The organism is Hippea maritima DSM 10411 (assembly GCF_000194135.1).
In the GTDB taxonomy this organism is placed as follows: Bacteria; Campylobacterota_A; Desulfurellia; order Desulfurellales; family Hippeaceae; genus Hippea; species Hippea maritima.
Map to the genome: position 1 here is coordinate 329,779 of NC_015318.1, position 15,757 is coordinate 345,535.

The window sequence follows — 15,757 nt, forward strand, 5'->3', positions numbered from 1 at the left end:
ATTATCTTTTTAGTTGAATAGCAGTTTGAAGCAATTGATCGGCTGTTGTTACCCCTTTTGAGTTGGCTTCAAATCCCCTTTGATACTCTATTAGATTTACAAAAGCCTCTCCTAAATCTACATTGCTTGCCTCTAAATGATTGGAGAGTATCATACCTCTACCTCCCTCGTTTGCCACACCTATGAAGCCATATGAGGATAAAACATCCTCAGAATCTGCATTTGGTGTAGTTTTGAACATTGTTTTTCCTTCTCTCTTTAAACCTTGAGGGTTCATAAACTTAGATATTGCCAACTTGGCTATTGAGTATGAGTTTCCATTTGAATATGTTCCCATTATGTTTCCATCTCTATCTACAAAAACCTTTTGTAGGATTCCGGAATGTGAGCCATCCTGATCCTGAAAACTTGTATCTGAGTCCATGGCAAACTGTGTTAAACCTGTAAATTGATTGCCTTCATAGCCCCCACTGTCTGTATTCCAGAGGTTTATAAGCAGTTGTGTGGGTGGAGCACCGCTATTTAATGTTACATTTACGGTTGGTGATTGTGTGTTTACATCAAGCCCTCCATTTTTGTCGAAACTTACAACTCCTGTGTTATTGGCCACAGTGCCGTCGTTGTTGGGTAGACTAACTTCATATGCCCATTGATTTTGATTTATTCTGTAGAAGGTTACATCTATTTTGTGTTTGTCTCCTGTTGAATCGTAAAAGAATGAGTGGACGATGTGGGTGGCGGTTTCCATATTTTGGCTTGATATGGTTTCTCCTGGCTCTACTACTTGATTTAAATTTTCGAATACTGTGGTTAATTTCTGATTTTCTTGGGGTGTAGGGAACGTTGGGTCTTCAGTTGTTGGCCTTACTCTTATGCTTATATCATTGTTCCCTGTATTTTTTATTTTTACCTGTCCATCCTCAAAACTAACTTCTGCTGTTATACCGTCTGCCACTACATCAGATTGCATATTGCTCAAAAGGTCATCTATGGTTGTGAATCCCTCAGCTCCAGCACTTACATTTCCATCGTTGTCGTATTCATATGTATGCCATGTAGTTCCGCCGTCATAGCTTATTTGAAAATTATCCCCATCCTGTGCATTTAGTAGTTCGCCGTTGCTATTGAAAACCGAGTTAAAATTAACCCTTAAAGTTGGGTCGTTTGAAGTTTTTAGAGGTGAGTATTCGTCTACTTTGCTTGATGAATTTAAATTTGCCTTGAATCGAATGTAAGTTGAAGCAACGGCTGGAACATCTTCATAGCTTGATATATTTATAGGTTGAATAGTCCCCGTGGGTAGGCCTGTTGTGGGGTCTTCTGGAATATAATAGCCGGTGCCTTGCTGAGATTGTTCTGCTAACCATCCAACAACCATATATCCATTAGGGTTAACCAAATTTCCATCAGCGTCGAATGAAAAATCACCAGCACGTGTAAATAAATAAGAAGCGCTATCTTTACTTGATGGGTCAAGAAGAGTAAAGAAACCTTTTCCTTCTATGGCTAAATCTGTATCTTTGTTTCCTGTTATTAATGTGCCTTCGCTCATTATGGTGTCTGTTGATTGGAGTTTTACACCCAATCCTATTTGCATTGGATTTTCGCCCGGCATGCCTAATTTTTGTGTTTGGTATAGCAGTGAAGCAAATGTTGGCCTTGTTTTCTTATAACCTATTGTGTTTACGTTTGCTATATTGTTCGTTATGCTATCCACACCCAATTGTTGCTCAAACAAACCATTGCTTGATGTATAGAGTGCTCTTATCATCGGCTACCTCCCTCTGATATACTTTGAACCTCAGAGAGTGGGATGATTTTCCCTGTATCTGTTATGAGTATTGTTTTATCTGCATCGAATTTTACAGATACCACTTTTCCCACGCTTCTATCCAATGGCACAGGTACACCATCCCCGTAATCTGCATCTATCCTTACGCTGTATACGCCGTTTGCTACGCTGTTGCCTTTGTTGTCTTTTCCATTCCATGTGTATGAATGAGCCCCCGCTTTAACCTTTCCTAAATCTATATCTGCTATATCCTCACCCTTGCTGTTTGATATATGTATGGTTACCTTAGCATCTTTGCTTAAGGTAAAATTCACTCTATCTATATAATTTGAACTTACATTTATTTTATTTTCTCCTGTTGAGATGTATTTGCCTAGATAGCTTGCTGCATACTCTTTTGGATTACCCTTTAAATCTCCCATGAATTTATTCATCGACTTAGACATATTCATCAGCTGTTCAAGTTGGGAAAACATTGTATTTTCCTGAATGAATTGGTCATTATTCATAGGGTTTAGTGGGTCTTGATAACGTAGTTGCGCAACAAGTAATTTTAAAAAACCTTCTTTATCAATTGTTGCCTTAGGGTTTGCAACCTTATCCGAATTCATGCTTTCTGCAATATTAGCTTGATTTGCTATGCTTGCTATATCCATATCTTCACCTCATACACTTATATCTAAGCCTTTTTTTTGAACACCTATATTTATATTCCTTGCAAAATTTGGATCCTCTTGTTGAGTTTCAAATGGATAGTATTGAGAGAAACTAAATTCCTGTTGAGCATTGTGTTGGTTTTGCTGTCCAAATCCTCCAGAGCTATTTGAGAATTGATTGTTTAAGTTTTCATTAAATGAGTTGTGGACATCTATGTTGTTTATTTTTAATCCCTGTGATGTTAAATATTCCTTTAGATTGTCTATGTGCGTGGTTATTGTTTTGTATATATCTTTATTGTGAACGCTTATTGTAGCCGTTATGGATTTTGCCTTATCTAAAGCCACTTTTAATTCTATTTTTCCTAATTGAGGTGGATTTAGTGTTATGCTTAAACTCCTTGTAAATGGTGGTTTCATTTTTATTAGTTTATCTATGTGCTCTATAACTTTATCCATTGGATAAATTGTTTTTTGAGTTTGAAAATCCTGCAATTGCTGACTTTGGTGCTGTATATTAATGGTTGAAATTGTTGTATCATTTGTGGTTTTTTCCACTCTTGTTGGTTGCTCTATTTTTACATCTTTATACACATAAACTTTTTGGCTTTGTTTATTTTCTAATTCTGTTGTATTCGAGAACCCTTTTTTGATTTGATTAAATTGGCTTTTTTGTTGGATATCATTCCGGGCTTCTGTTAAGTTCTGTTTCTCTTTAATTTCTGTTTTCGGCAATTTTTTCTTAATCTCTTTTTCTGTTTTATCTTTTGTGCTTAATTTATCTGGTATCTGTTTTTGTTGCTTTATCTGGTCTATATTTTCTGTATCAAGCTGGATGTTTTTTGCCTTTGGCTGTGTCTGTTTTTGATTGATTACTGTCTGAGGTTGTTCTGTTTCATGTTGCAGTATACCTTTTACGCCTTTTGGTTTGTTTTCTGTTTTAATTTCTTGTTGAGTTTTGTTTAAAACCTCTTCTTTCTGGGCTGTAGGTGTTTTTATTTTTTCTTTTTGTGATACTTTTGTTAATTTTTCTGTTTTATCTGTTTTAATAGCCGTTTTTTTATACTCTTTGGTGGCTATCTTTGGACTTTTCTTGGTTTTACTTTCTTTTTGTGTTTTTTCTTCTACTTGGATGTTTTTTTGCATTTTGCCTTCTTTATGTATATGGGTTGCTGTTTTTGGATTGTTGAATGTTGCTGTTTGTTCTTTTTTATTGGAATGGGTTACTATTTTGGGTGTATTTTCCCTCATTATTTGGTTTTTTTGTCCATCTTTTTGTTTTATTTGCTTTTTGGCGGTTTCTTCTTTGACATTAGCAACTTTGGTTTTTTGATACTTTTCTTTGGATAGTTGTTGCTTTTTCTGGACTTTATTTTTCAAAACTATCTTGCCTTTTGAGTTTTCTTTGACTTTGTTGGTTTCCGTTGTTGCTTTTTCTTCAATGTGTTGGTTTTTTGCTTGCTGATTTATAGCTTCTTTAAAATTGTTTTGGATTTTTTGCTTATCTCCTATATGTTTAGGCTTTATTGAGGTTTTTGTCTTTGCTTGAGTATTTATATGCTTTCTATTTTGGTGTTCTACTCCAAGAAGCTTTGGCATTGTATTATGTGGTTTATTTATTTTTTCTTTTGCTATTTTATTTCTCTGATTGGCAGTTTTTTCTAAAGTTGCAGTCAAAACTGATAGGTTTTTCTCTTGGTTTTTTTCTGTTTCTTTTTTATCTTTTTTGTCCGATTTTTTTTCTTTAGGTGTTGTTTTTTCTAATATCTTTCCCTCTTTCTTTGTCTGGGTTTTTAGGGTTTTTTCTAATGTTTCTTTAAAATTGCTCGATGGTTTTTCTTCTTTTTGTCTTGATGTTGTCTGTTTTGATGTTATACTTTCAATTAAAGCTACCTTTAGCATTTTTCACCTCGCACTTTTGTGCTGATGGTTAATTAGCAAAAAATGTTCCTTTAGGAGGTTAAAATGAAACTATCTACTGCTGCTCAAATGAGGGAGATGGATAAAAAAGCCATTGAAACCGGCATACCTGATATAGTTTTAATGGAGAATGCTTCTATCAAATCTTTTTATAAAATACTGGAATATTACGGCAGTATTGAAGGGGCATTGGTTGCTGCTTTTGTTGGTGCCGGTAATAATGGCGGTGATGCTTTGGCTATTTCAAGGCATCTATATAACAACGGTGCCAATGTTTTTGTTTATATGCTGATTGATGAGGACAAACTCAACCCCTCACCCAAAACCAACTTTGATATAGTAAAAAACATGGGCATAGACTATAAATTTGTGCAGAATGACGATGATTTCAATGAGGAGCTTATCAGGGAGTGCGATATTATCATAGATGGTATATTCGGCACAGGCCTATCTAGACCCGTTGAGGGCAGGTTCAAAAGAGCTATAGAGCTCATAAATACCTCACCAGCGTTTATTGTCAGTGTTGATATTCCAAGTGGAATAAAAGCCGATACAGGCGAGGTTATGGGCGTAGCCGTTGAAGCCGATCTAACCCCTACATTTGCACTTGCAAAACCGGGTCATTTTCTATATCCGGGCAGGGAGTATTCAGGTGATGTTGAGGTTGTGGATATTTCAACGCCGAGGCATGTAATAGATGAATTTGACCCTAACTTTATAGCCCTGGATAAGGATGAGATATATTTAGATTTTAGAAGCCCAACAGCGCATAAGGGTAATTTTGGACATTTGGCTGTAGTTGGTGGCTCTTTGGGTAAATCAGGGGCCGTTATAATGGCTTCTAAGGCTGCATTAAAGACCGGCGTGGGTCTTGTAAGCGCTGTTGTGCCAAAATCTATAAATACAGCCTTTGAATCAAGGCTTCTTGAGGCTATGAGCTACCCTGCGGATGATGAGTCGGGCTTTTTCTCAGAAAACTCCATAGATAGCGTTGTTGAGTTTGTGTCAGATAAATCGTCCATATGTTTTGGCATGGGACTTGGTATAACTGAATCTACAAAAAAACTTACTGAGGAGTTACTTCAAATCAACAAACCTATGGTAATAGATGCCGATGGTTTGAATTGTCTGTCTTTTTGTGTTGAGAAACTAAAGGCAAGGAAGTTGCCGACTATTCTAACACCGCATCCAAAGGAGTTTTCACGCTTAAGGGGCATTCAGACAAAGGATGTGCTTAAGGATAGGTTGAATTTGGCTGTTGAATTTGCACAAGAATATGGCGTATATCTTGTTCTAAAAATGGCAGATACGCTAATTGCAACGCCAGATGGTAAGCTCTATATCAACACAACCGGCAATCAGGGCCTTGCAACAGGTGGCAGCGGCGATGTGTTAAGTGGTATGATTGGCGCATTTTTAGCAGAGGGTTATGATGCGCTGCAGGCAGCCTTAAATGGTGTTTATCTACATGGTTTGGCAGCGGATTTAGCCATTGAGGGTGGAATTACATACGAAAGTTTAACACCTTCTGATGTTATAGATAGAATAAACGAAGCTATAAGGAGTGTAAGGGAGTAATTCCCCTTAACAGGCTGAAACAGATAAACCGTCGTTTAAGAATATTCTGTTTCGGCCTGCCTCCTTTGCCTTATACAGCGCATCGTCAGCTTTTTTTATAAAGCTGTTTATGTCGTCTTTATCTGTTAGAGACGAAACGCCGATCGATATGGTTATGTGGATATCCTGACCATTTATGCTTATTGCTGTTTTTTCTGTTGCATTTCTTATCTTTTCTGCGACACTGCAGGCATCCTGAGGTGATATGTTTATTAAAAGCACAGAAAACTCCTCACCTCCAAACCTGCAGGCTATATCGCTCTTTCTTATGTTTTCCTTTATGATGTTAGCCATCTCTTTTAAAACCTCATCTCCGCTTTGGTGTCCGTAGGTATCGTTAACCGTCTTAAATTTGTCTATATCTATCATTAGAAACGATAAGGCTTCGCCGTTTCTTTTGCTTAGCTGTGCGTGGTGCTGAAGAAATCTGAACATCAACCTTCTGTTGTATAGCTTTGTTAGAAAATCCAGCTCTGCCTCTTCTTTTAGCTGTTCAATGAGTTTAGCCCTGTGTATGTTGGCTTTGATCCTTGCATAGAACTCCACAATTGAGTATGGTTTTGTTAAGAAATCGTCAACGCCGCTGTCAAATGCATTTTTCATTATTTCTATACCTTCTTCATCCTTAGTTGCTGTGATGCCTATGATCGGGATCCAGTTAAACCTTGAATCCTCTTTTAGGGCTTTGGCCACTTCAAAACCGCTGGCTCCGGGCAGGTTGATATCTAACAGTATTGTATCGACATTTGCTCCTTCAAGCAGTAATCTTAAGGCCTCCTCGCCACTGTAAGCGCTTATGGGCAGTATGTTTTTCTCCTTTAGCTGATGGGATATGGTCTTGTTTTGGAGTTTTGAATCCTCAACGACCAATACCCTGCCAGCTGAAAACCCATCAGATTTAAAAAACATCTTTATGTAATCGTAAAGTTCGCCCTGTTTGAACGGTTTTTTCAAATAATCAAAGGCGCCCAGATCAAACGCCTGATTTTTAAAGTAATCACCGTCGCTGGCTGTGAGCATAACGACCGGCAGATCGATAAGACCCAACTCACCTTTTATCTTTTTTATCAACTCCCATCCGTTCATCTCTGGCATTTCGCCATCTATTATGGCGAAGTCGAAATTTGGATCCTTCTTTAAATATTCATATGCTTCTTTTCCATCTGAAAAGATAACAACCTCAAAAGAGCTTTCAAGCTCCCTTTTTATCATCTTTTGAGTAAATGTACTATCATCGCAAACCAGAACTCTTTTCATGATTGCCCCCTTATTAGTTTGGCCATATCCTTTGCAAAATAGGTTATAATCAAATCTGCCCCAGCCCTTTTTATAGCTGTTAAGATTTCTATGGTTATAGAATTTTCGTCCACCCATCCCATTTTACCTGCTGCTTTTACCATAGAGTACTCACCACTTACATTGTAAGCAGCAATGGGCATATATGGAAATTGCTCTTTAGCTATTCTAATCACATCTAAATATGCCAAAGCCGGTTTAACCATTACAAAATCTGCACCTTCTTCTATGTCGAGCATTATTTCTTTGATAGCTTCATTGGCATTTCTAAAGTCCATCTGGTATGATTTTCTATCGCCAAATGCTGGAGCGGATTCTGCTGCATCCCTGAAAGGACCGTAAAAGCTTGATGAGTATTTTGCAGAGTATGACATAATAGCCACATCTTCAAATCCGTTTTCATCTAACGATTCCCTTATGGCTTTAACCATGCCATCCATCATGCCACTTGGCGCTATAATGTCGGCGCCCATTTTGGCATAGACATATGCTTCTTTTTTTAGAAGCTCAAGCGTCGGGTCGTTCAACACATTACCATCTTTATCTAAAATGCCGCAGTGGCCATGCGATGTGTATTCGCAAAGGCAGGCATCGGCTATGACTATCAAATCGGGTAGTTTTGATTTTATCTTGTTAATTGCCTTTGCAATAATACCGTCTTCTGCATATGCTTGGCTACCGACTTCGTCCTTTTTTTCTGGTATGCCAAAAAGTATTATGGATTTTATGCCTAAATCATAGGCTTCTTTTGCCTCTTCAACTGCATGTTCAAGAGATAACTGATAAATGCCTGGCATTGACTTAACGGGGTTTTTTATATCTTTACCCTCTATCACGAATATAGGATATACAAAATCGTCAATGGATAGAGTAGTTTCTGCAACCATATCCCTTATTATTTGATTTTTTCTCAACCTTCTTGGTCTTGTTATAGGAAATTTCATTGCTTTTCCTCCAATAATTCTTTATATAATTTTATATATTTTTCAACCATTTTATCAACGGAAAAGTTTTCTTTGACCAATCTATATGCATTTTCCACTATCTTTTTTCTTAAATCTTTATCCTCAAGTACGGTTTCTATAGCTTTTGCCAATATCTCTGGGTTATTCCTTTGAACCAAGATGCCTGTTTCTTTATCAAACACCACCTCGCTCAATCCGCCTGCATCTGTGGACACAACGGGTATTTTTAGAAGCATAGCATTCAATACTGCCCCACTTAAGCCCTCAAAATCAGACGGCAAAACGAATAGGTCAAACGCTTTTATGTAGTTTTCTATATCTTTTTTAAAACCTATGAGCTTAAATTTTTCGGCCATTTTTTTTCTTTCGATTAATTCTCGAATTTTATCCTTTAAGGCACCTTCGCCCACAACCAAGAACACAACATCGCTGCGTCTTTTTAAGACAATCTCTGCCGCTTCAATTAGGTTTGGTATGTTTTTTTGGGTTGTCAAAGCCGTTGCTGTACCAATGATTTTTAATGGTTTAAATTGATTCTTTATGTTTCTTACCTTTTCTGGATCAACCATTTTTTCTAAAAGTGGATTGGTCGAGGAGTGGATTACAACAAGCTCCTCAATGCCTATAGTGTGCCTTAAAACCTCACAGACATAACGGGCAACACAGATTATTTTATCTGTGATTTTATACTTAAACTTTGTAATTGGGTCCCCTTTGGGTTTGTAGTCGACTCGCCTGGTGTAGATTAACGGCTTATTTTTAAATATCTTTGCAAGTGCACAAATTGTATGGGCGTTAGAAGTGTGGGCGTGAATAATATCAAAATCATCTGAGATTTTTATTAGTTTTTTTATGTTTTTGACTCTGCTCTTTGAGAGTTTTATGGTTTTTATTCCAGCTTCGCTACATCTTAGGTATAGTTTATCTTCAATGCATGCTACGGCCGTATCTATACCTTTCTGGGCTAGTCCTTCAGCTAACCATAAAAGTTGTTGTTCACCCCCTCTAAAACCCTTTTCTGTGTCAACATGCAAGACTTTCATATCTTCCTATAAACCGCTCCATAGGCTTTTGATAAAAGTTTCTTTGAGTAGAGTCTAACGCGTGATTTAAACCAATCCAGGTCTTTTTTCCATACGCCGAAGCGTTTAATCTCAAAGGGTGAATCGCCTGGTGAATTTGAGCCGGGCTTTGTTGTGAATAAATATTGAAACCCAACCTCTTTTGCTATCTCTAAAGATAATGGAATATAAGCTCCCCAGGGCCATGAAAATGCCGTACATCTTTTTCTTACTTCATATCCAACCTCTCCCTTGGCTACTTCCAATTCTGCTTTTATCCTTCTTCTTTGTTCTTCTTCTGATTCAAATTCACCAATTTTATCTGTGCCTTTTTCTTTTTTATATTCATCGACAATCTTAAAAAGTTCATTCTTCCAATTAGTTTTTTTAAAGAAGCTTATGAAACCGTTGTCCATAACGTGCTGATATAATCTGTTTCTTAGCTCTTCGTCTGCTGTAAACTCTCTGCCCGCAAGCTCAGGTTTTCTTTCAAAGTCTGGCGTTCCAAATCTTTCATCGCCTTTTACCATTGTCCAAGCTGAAAGTTTATCTTTTGGGTGGTTAAAGTCTATGATTTTGTCTGATGCGTATATTTTCCTGTGGGTTTTGCTATGGGGTTGCATATCTATAATTCCACTTCTTTCCATCTCCCTTACTTCTTCCCAGCATAACCTTCTTACTGTTTTTATTTTGTACCCATTATCTATAGAATAGGTGGATGAGCAGTTGGGTATATTTTCTTTTTTTATCTTACCGTTCCAGTAATCCTCAAGGTTGAAACCGCAATACTCATCTTCCTCAATCGTCCATGTAACGATGAAGGCCATCGCCTTAAAGCCGTATTTTTTAAGCAGCGGATAGGCATATACCCATGTGTCTAAATACCCATCATCGAAGGTTATTAAAATGGCTTTATCTTTCCAGCTCTTTTTGCCATTTTGCAGATATTCCCCGAGCTGTTCTTTTGTAATACTTTCATATCCTTCTGCCTTTAAAAATTTTAGTTGTTCCTCAAATAACTCAGGTGGTATAGATAATACATCATCATCGTAATTTATGTGGTGATAAAGCAAAACCGGAATACTTGTCTGCATCCTCTACCTCCTTATTTAATCTCACTTTTTTATACTATTTTTTTTAAAGGAATGCTATTTTTCTTGCTTTGTTGTGTTATTTTTGTTAGAAACTCTAACATGTTGAGCGCAAAGAATAAAGAGATTGCCTCCATGTTTTCATCTATAGCTCCGACATACGACCTGCTAAACCACCTGCTGAGTTTCAATATAGACAAAATGTGGCGCAAGAGAGCTGTTTCTCTACTTGAAGGTAATTTATTTTTGGATGTTGCTACAGGTACAGGGGATGTTGCTATTCAAATTACAAAAGATAAGAAAGATTCATCTGTTATTGGCGTGGATTTAAGCTTAGAAATGCTAAAAGTTGGCAAGAAAAAGGTTAAAAACAGAAACATAGAACTTGTGTGTGCGCCGGCAGAATATCTGCCTTTTAAAGATAATACCTTTGATGGGGCTATCATAGCCTTCGGTATAAGAAATGTAGTTGACAGAGTTACTGCTTTATATGAGTTTAAACGAGTTCTAAAGAAAGGTGGTAGACTCGTTGTACTTGAGTTTAATACCCCCGTTAATAAATTTTTTGGACGGCTTTATGAATTTTATTCCTTTACTGTTATGCCTCTTTTGGGTAAAATTATTTCGGGTAATGTTCATGCCTACACTTATTTGCCCAATTCGATTAGGCGGTTTCCTGATGTTGAGTTTTTGAAGGGTATGATGGAAAGGGTAGGGTTTGTTGATGTTAACTATTTTGCTTTAACATTTGGCGTTTCCTTCATACACACAGGCGTTAAGCCTTAAAAAGAGGTGCTATGAATAAGGGTATTGAGTGCAAGATTGGATTTCATTTTTGTGGTAGTCAGGAAGAAAAGGAAGCTTTTGTGTATAAACTTAAACAGCTTGGTGGTGATGCTGAGGTAGTGATAAATGAGAATAGCAATTGCTGGGATGTTATTGTTTACAACCGTTTTTTTTATGACAGGGAGCAAGAAGAAGATTTTTTAAATGACGAGATATTCTTTCGGTGATATCGTTATCATAGGTTTTCCCTTTACAAATATGAACAATGCTGTTATGAGACCAGCTATGGTGTTGGTAGATATAGGAGATGAAGATGTTATCGTCTGTAAAATAACCTCCCAAAAAAGAGATGTAGATACCGATCTGTATATAAATAATTGGCGAGATAAAGGGCTTTTAAGACAAAGCTATGTTAGACTTTCAAAGATAGCTACACTTAACAGAAAGGATATTAAGAAAAAGATGGATAGATTGAACGAGGAAGACATAGAAAAAGCCAAAGATATTTTAAGAAAGCTACTTGAGCTCTAAGGAGGTGCAGAAGTGAAAGAAGAAATTATTCAACTTGCTGATAAAATAAACAAGATAAAGGAGTATCTTTGACCCGCCCAAAAGAAAAAAAGAGTTAGATGATATACAAAAACAGCTTGAAGATAGCTCTGTCTGGAACGATTATCAGCTTTTGCAAAATCTAAAAAGAAAGCAAAGTTCTATAGAACAAAAATTAAAGACCGTAGAGGAATTAGAGAACGATGTAGATACCCTGCTTGAATTGAGTGAATTTGTTGAAGATGATGAGAGTTATAAACAGGAATTGGAAGATAACATAAAAGAACTGACAAAAAAGGTGGAAAAGGCCGAAACGGAAACATTTTTAAGTGGTGAGCATGATTTTAGCAATGCAATAGTAACTATACATTCTGGGGCTGGGGGTACTGAATCCTGCGATTGGGTTTCGATGCTATTTAGGATGTATTCTATGTGGTGCGATAATAATGAATATAAAATAGAGGTTATGGATTTGCAGCCCGGGGATGAAGCCGGGTATAAGTCTATAACATTTTTAGTAAGTGGAGAGAAGGCATACGGGTATCTAAAAAACGAAAACGGTGTTCATAGACTTGTGAGAATTTCGCCTTTTGATGCCAATAAGCGTAGGCATACAAGCTTTGCTTCTGTTTCTGTTTTGCCTGAAATAAATGATGATACAGAAATTGATATAGACCCAAAAGATTTAAAGATAGATACCTTTAGGGCATCAGGTGCTGGTGGTCAACATGTCAATAAAACGGATTCAGCCATTAGGATAACCCATATACCTACGGGTATCGTTGTTAGTTGTCAGAACGAAAGAAGTCAACATAAAAATAAGGCTTTTGCCCTAAAGATATTGAAAGCCAAGCTGTATCAGTTGGAAGAAGAAAAAAAGAAGAAAGAGCTTGAGAAACTTGAGGGCGAAAAGAAGAAGATAGAATGGGGCAGTCAGATTCGTTCTTATGTTTTGCATCCTTATAAGATGGTAAAAGACCACCGGACAGGTGTTGAGAAAAAAGATGTTGCTGCTTTAGCGGTTTTAAACGGAGAGATAGATGACTTTATAAGGGAGGCGTTGAAGAAATTATGAGTGATAAGGTTAACGTGCAAGATGCTGAAAATAAGCTCATAGCACGTAGGATAGAAAAGCTTGAGGAGTTGAAAAAAAATGGTATAGATCCGTATTTTAATGGATTTGAGCCAGATAGTTTCGCAGCCGATTTACACAATGATTTTGATGGAAAGAATAAAGAGGAACTTGAGGATTTGTGTAAGTATGTAAAGGTTGCAGGCAGGGTTATGGCCTATCGCAGTTTTGGCAAGGCTGGTTTTTTAAAACTAAAGGACTTTACAGGTACAATACAAGTTTATGCAGAAAAGAAGAGTTTATCTGAGGATGACTTTAAGCTTTATAAGAAGCTGGATATAGGTGATATCATAGGTGTTGAGGGCGAGTTGTTTAAGACGAAGACAGGGGAGTTAACTGTTAAGGCAAAAAGAATTGTTATGCTAACCAAGTCCTTAAGACCTCTCCCTGAGAAGTGGCATGGACTTAAGGATAAAGAGCTAAGATACAGGCAACGTTATGTGGATTTGATTGTTAATGATCAAACAAGGCAAATGGTGATTGAACGCTCTCTAATTATAAATGCCGTTAGGGAGTTTATGATAAAGAGTAGGTTTATTGAAGTTGAGACCCCTATGTTGCACAAGCTTGTTACAGGTGCTGCTGCAAAGCCATTTGTAACCCATCTTAATGCGTTGGATATGACTCTCTATTTGAGAATTGCACCAGAGCTTTACCTAAAAAGGTTGGTAGTTGGTGGCCTTGAGCGTATATTTGAGATAAACAGAAACTTTAGAAACGAAGGAATGGATTTAAAGCACAATCCAGAATTCACTATGATGGAGTTTTACATAGCTTATAAGGATTACAATTTCTTGATGGACTTTACCGAGGAGCTGTTTGAGTATATTTTAGATAAGCTAGGTATAGATGATAGAAAGATTGAGTTTGATGGAAATACTATAGATTTTTCCAGACCCTGGAGAAGGCTTGACTTTTATGAGGGCCTAAAGGAGATAGCGGGTGTGGGTGATGATATATTGAACGATAAGAAAAAAGCTTTAGAATATGCTTTAAAGCTTGAAAAGAGTGTGGATGATAGTTTTAGCCATGAGAAGATATTGGCTGAAATCTTTGATGCCCTTGTTGAGCCAAAGCTTATAAATCCTACATTTGTTGTGGGTTATCCTGTTGCTATATCGCCGCTTGCCAAAAGAAATAGAGACAATCCAAATATTACAGATAGGTTCGAGCTTTACATAGGAACAATGGAAATAGCAAATGCCTTTTCTGAGCTAAATGACCCATTTGATCAAAAAGAGAGGTTTTTAAACCAACTTGAGGAAAGGAAGAAGGGCGATGAAGAGGCATCTATGTATGATGAGGATTATATAAAGGCATTGGAGTATGGTTTACCTCCTACAGCTGGTGAGGGTATAGGGATAGATAGGTTGGTCATGCTTCTAACTGGTAATAGTTCAATAAGGGATGTTATACTCTTTCCGCTTATGAGGGATAAGAAGGAAGAATAGTTATTTTTTCCAGAACGCTGGTGTAAATAGAACAAAGACGGTGTAAATTTCCAACCTACCGGAGAGCATCGCAAAACTCAAAACCCATTTGGCCGGGCTTGGTAGCCAAGCGTAGTTGTCAGTTGGCCCTACGCCACCAAAGCCTGGCCCTATATTTCCCAAGGTTGCGGCTGAGGCTGAAAGTGAAGTTAAAAGGTCAACGCCAAATGCCGATACCACCAAGGCAACAACAAAGAATGTGGCTATGTATAAAAAGAAAAATCCCGCTATGGAATAGACTATATTCTTTCTAATAGTTTGTTTGTTTATGGTTAGTGTGAATACGCCTTTGGGATGTATGTTGTATTTTAACTCATTTACTGCCTGTTTTAGAAGCGTATAAATCCTTATAACCTTTATGCTTCCGCCGGTTGAACCTGCACATCCGCCAACAAACATAAAGGTGAATAGTATAACTTTAGAAAGTGAATGCCATTTTTCATAGTCAGCGGTGGCATAACCTGTGGTCGTTACAATTGAAACAACCTGAAAAGCGCTAAACCTCAGCGAGTTTAGGAAATCTTTGTATATGGCTAAATTGTCCAGACTGACCAATAATACTGCTATAATAACTATAGCAGAATAGGCTAAAAACTCTTCGTCTTTTAATGAGGAAAACTTACCTGTTAACACCTTAAAGTGTATAGAAAAATTTGCTCCGGCAATGAACATGAATATGGTAATGACCCAATCAATATAAGCAGAATGGAAGTAGGCTACTGAGCTGTTTTTAGGTGAAAAGCCACCCGTTGCCATTGTGCCAAAGGTGTGTGTTAGGGCATCGAATAAATCCATACCGCCAACAAGCAAAAGCACAGTTTCAAACGCACTTAGCAGGATATATGCAAACCACAGATATTTGGCTGTTTCTGTTATACGTGGCGAGATTTTTTCTATGCTTGGGCCAGGGGCTTCGGCCTTTATGAGTTTTATGCCTCCAATCCCCAACATAGGCAGTATTGCAACAGCCAGAACAACTATACCCATTCCGCCTAGCCAATGTGTCAGAGAACGCCAGAATAGTAGGGATTTTGGCATGGCTTCTATGTTTTTTAAAATTGATGCCCCCGTTGTTGTAAATCCTGACATGGTTTCAAAGAATGCATCTGTGAAGCTCAAATTACCTATGATTACATAAGGTATGCTCCCAAATACCGATATTACCACCCAGCTTAGTACAACCAGGATAAACCCCTCTTTTCTTGATAGGCTTTTGGGTGGATTTTTTGTTAGAAGAAGTCCAGCAGAGCCGAACGATGCGTTAAGTGTGATTGTAATAAGAAAGCCCAAACTTGCACCGTCTTTGTAGTAAATCGAAAAAACTAAAGGCACACATAGAAATAAAGTCGTAATAATCAAAAGTATACTTATGAATCTGCCAATGAGTTTCAGTTTCATTTAC

Annotated in this window: 14 protein-coding genes; 6 read left to right on the forward strand and 8 right to left on the reverse strand. The window is 37.4% G+C overall.

The window, feature by feature from the left end:
* Window position 1 precedes the first annotated feature (1 nt).
* Genes HIPMA_RS01700 through HIPMA_RS01710 form a run of 3 tightly spaced genes read right to left on the reverse strand, consistent with a single transcriptional unit; the run spans window position 2 to window position 4,350 of the window.
* The gene (locus HIPMA_RS01700; protein WP_013681350.1) at window positions 2–1,771 is read right to left on the reverse strand and encodes a flagellar hook protein FlgE; all 1,770 of its coding nucleotides are present in this window, start codon (window positions 1,769–1,771) and stop codon (window positions 2–4) included.
* Window positions 1,768–2,448 carry a flagellar hook assembly protein FlgD gene (locus tag HIPMA_RS01705; RefSeq protein WP_013681351.1) on the reverse strand — a complete coding sequence of 227 codons (681 nt, stop codon included), beginning with the start codon at window positions 2,446–2,448 and terminating at the stop codon, window positions 1,768–1,770. Before HIPMA_RS01705 ends, HIPMA_RS01700 begins: the two co-directional genes overlap by 4 nt.
* A gap of 9 nt (window positions 2,449–2,457) precedes the next feature.
* Complete coding sequence (locus HIPMA_RS01710) at window positions 2,458–4,350, reverse strand: flagellar hook-length control protein FliK (protein ID WP_013681352.1); 1,893 nt, start codon at window positions 4,348–4,350, stop codon at window positions 2,458–2,460.
* A gap of 63 nt (window positions 4,351–4,413) precedes the next feature.
* Here HIPMA_RS01710 and HIPMA_RS01715 point away from each other — a divergent pair, with 63 nt between their 5' ends.
* Window positions 4,414–5,946, forward strand: a complete 1,533-nt coding sequence (locus tag HIPMA_RS01715) for a bifunctional ADP-dependent NAD(P)H-hydrate dehydratase/NAD(P)H-hydrate epimerase (protein WP_013681353.1) — start codon at window positions 4,414–4,416, stop codon at window positions 5,944–5,946.
* Window positions 5,947–5,952: 6 nt separating this feature from the next.
* Here HIPMA_RS01715 and HIPMA_RS01720 read toward each other — a convergent pair whose 3' ends face one another.
* The 4 genes from HIPMA_RS01720 to HIPMA_RS01735 are packed head-to-tail and all read right to left on the reverse strand — an operon-like array spanning window position 5,953 to window position 10,401.
* Window positions 5,953–7,242: a diguanylate cyclase gene (locus HIPMA_RS01720; protein WP_013681354.1), complete on the reverse strand. Its 1,290-nt coding sequence runs from the start codon at window positions 7,240–7,242 to the stop codon at window positions 5,953–5,955.
* On the reverse strand, window positions 7,239–8,225 hold the full coding sequence (gene hemB, locus HIPMA_RS01725; RefSeq protein ID WP_013681355.1) for a porphobilinogen synthase: 987 nt from the start codon (window positions 8,223–8,225) through the stop codon (window positions 7,239–7,241). Before hemB ends, HIPMA_RS01720 begins: the two co-directional genes overlap by 4 nt.
* Window positions 8,222–9,289, reverse strand: coding sequence for a glycosyltransferase family 4 protein (locus tag HIPMA_RS01730; RefSeq protein ID WP_013681356.1), 1,068 nt, complete (start codon window positions 9,287–9,289; stop codon window positions 8,222–8,224). The genes hemB and HIPMA_RS01730 overlap by 4 nt, the downstream gene beginning before the upstream one ends.
* Window positions 9,286–10,401, reverse strand: coding sequence for a polysaccharide deacetylase family protein (locus HIPMA_RS01735; protein WP_013681357.1), 1,116 nt, complete (start codon window positions 10,399–10,401; stop codon window positions 9,286–9,288). The genes HIPMA_RS01730 and HIPMA_RS01735 overlap by 4 nt, the downstream gene beginning before the upstream one ends.
* Window positions 10,402–10,500: 99 nt before the next feature.
* Here HIPMA_RS01735 and ubiE point away from each other — a divergent pair, with 99 nt between their 5' ends.
* From ubiE to lysS, 5 genes are all read left to right on the forward strand, one after another.
* On the forward strand, window positions 10,501–11,184 hold the full coding sequence (ubiE, locus tag HIPMA_RS01740; protein ID WP_013681358.1) for a bifunctional demethylmenaquinone methyltransferase/2-methoxy-6-polyprenyl-1,4-benzoquinol methylase UbiE: 684 nt from the start codon (window positions 10,501–10,503) through the stop codon (window positions 11,182–11,184).
* Between the two features lie 11 nt (window positions 11,185–11,195).
* On the forward strand, window positions 11,196–11,411 hold the full coding sequence (locus tag HIPMA_RS01745) for a hypothetical protein (RefSeq protein WP_013681359.1): 216 nt from the start codon (window positions 11,196–11,198) through the stop codon (window positions 11,409–11,411).
* On the forward strand, window positions 11,389–11,715 hold the full coding sequence (locus HIPMA_RS01750; RefSeq protein WP_013681360.1) for a type II toxin-antitoxin system PemK/MazF family toxin: 327 nt from the start codon (window positions 11,389–11,391) through the stop codon (window positions 11,713–11,715). Before HIPMA_RS01745 ends, HIPMA_RS01750 begins: the two co-directional genes overlap by 23 nt.
* A 12-nt stretch (window positions 11,716–11,727) precedes the next feature.
* Window positions 11,728–12,808 (forward strand): peptide chain release factor 2 gene (gene prfB / locus HIPMA_RS01755; protein ID WP_013681361.1). Its coding sequence is split into 2 segments (ribosomal slippage): window positions 11,728–11,784 and window positions 11,786–12,808, totalling 1,080 coding nucleotides; the frame shifts between segments, so codons are not numbered across the junction.
* Window positions 12,805–14,316 (forward strand): lysine--tRNA ligase, encoded by a 1,512-nt coding sequence (gene lysS / locus HIPMA_RS01760; RefSeq protein WP_013681362.1) that lies wholly within the window; start codon window positions 12,805–12,807, stop codon window positions 14,314–14,316. Before prfB ends, lysS begins: the two co-directional genes overlap by 4 nt.
* Here lysS and HIPMA_RS01765 read toward each other — a convergent pair whose 3' ends face one another.
* On the reverse strand, window positions 14,317–15,753 hold the full coding sequence (locus HIPMA_RS01765) for a TrkH family potassium uptake protein (RefSeq protein ID WP_013681363.1): 1,437 nt from the start codon (window positions 15,751–15,753) through the stop codon (window positions 14,317–14,319).
* Window positions 15,754–15,757: the final 4 nt, after the last annotated feature.

Excerpts from the sequence above, each read along its gene's own strand:
- HIPMA_RS01735 (WP_013681357.1), bottom strand. The coding sequence starts at position 10,401 with ATGCAGACAAGTATTCCGGTTTTGCTTTATCACCACATAAATTACGAT.
- lysS (WP_013681362.1), top strand. The coding sequence starts at position 12,805 with ATGAGTGATAAGGTTAACGTGCAAGATGCTGAAAATAAGCTCATAGCA.
- HIPMA_RS01765 (WP_013681363.1), bottom strand. The coding sequence starts at position 15,753 with ATGAAACTGAAACTCATTGGCAGATTCATAAGTATACTTTTGATTATT.
- HIPMA_RS01720 (WP_013681354.1), bottom strand. The coding sequence starts at position 7,242 with ATGAAAAGAGTTCTGGTTTGCGATGATAGTACATTTACTCAAAAGATG.
- HIPMA_RS01745 (WP_013681359.1), top strand. The coding sequence starts at position 11,196 with ATGAATAAGGGTATTGAGTGCAAGATTGGATTTCATTTTTGTGGTAGT.
- HIPMA_RS01730 (WP_013681356.1), bottom strand. The coding sequence starts at position 9,289 with ATGAAAGTCTTGCATGTTGACACAGAAAAGGGTTTTAGAGGGGGTGAA.
- HIPMA_RS01705 (WP_013681351.1), bottom strand. The coding sequence starts at position 2,448 with ATGGATATAGCAAGCATAGCAAATCAAGCTAATATTGCAGAAAGCATG.
- HIPMA_RS01750 (WP_013681360.1), top strand. The coding sequence starts at position 11,389 with ATGACGAGATATTCTTTCGGTGATATCGTTATCATAGGTTTTCCCTTT.
- HIPMA_RS01710 (WP_013681352.1), bottom strand. The coding sequence starts at position 4,350 with ATGCTAAAGGTAGCTTTAATTGAAAGTATAACATCAAAACAGACAACA.
- HIPMA_RS01700 (WP_013681350.1), bottom strand. The coding sequence starts at position 1,771 with ATGATAAGAGCACTCTATACATCAAGCAATGGTTTGTTTGAGCAACAA.
- ubiE (WP_013681358.1), top strand. The coding sequence starts at position 10,501 with ATGTTGAGCGCAAAGAATAAAGAGATTGCCTCCATGTTTTCATCTATA.
- hemB (WP_013681355.1), bottom strand. The coding sequence starts at position 8,225 with ATGAAATTTCCTATAACAAGACCAAGAAGGTTGAGAAAAAATCAAATA.
- HIPMA_RS01715 (WP_013681353.1), top strand. The coding sequence starts at position 4,414 with ATGAAACTATCTACTGCTGCTCAAATGAGGGAGATGGATAAAAAAGCC.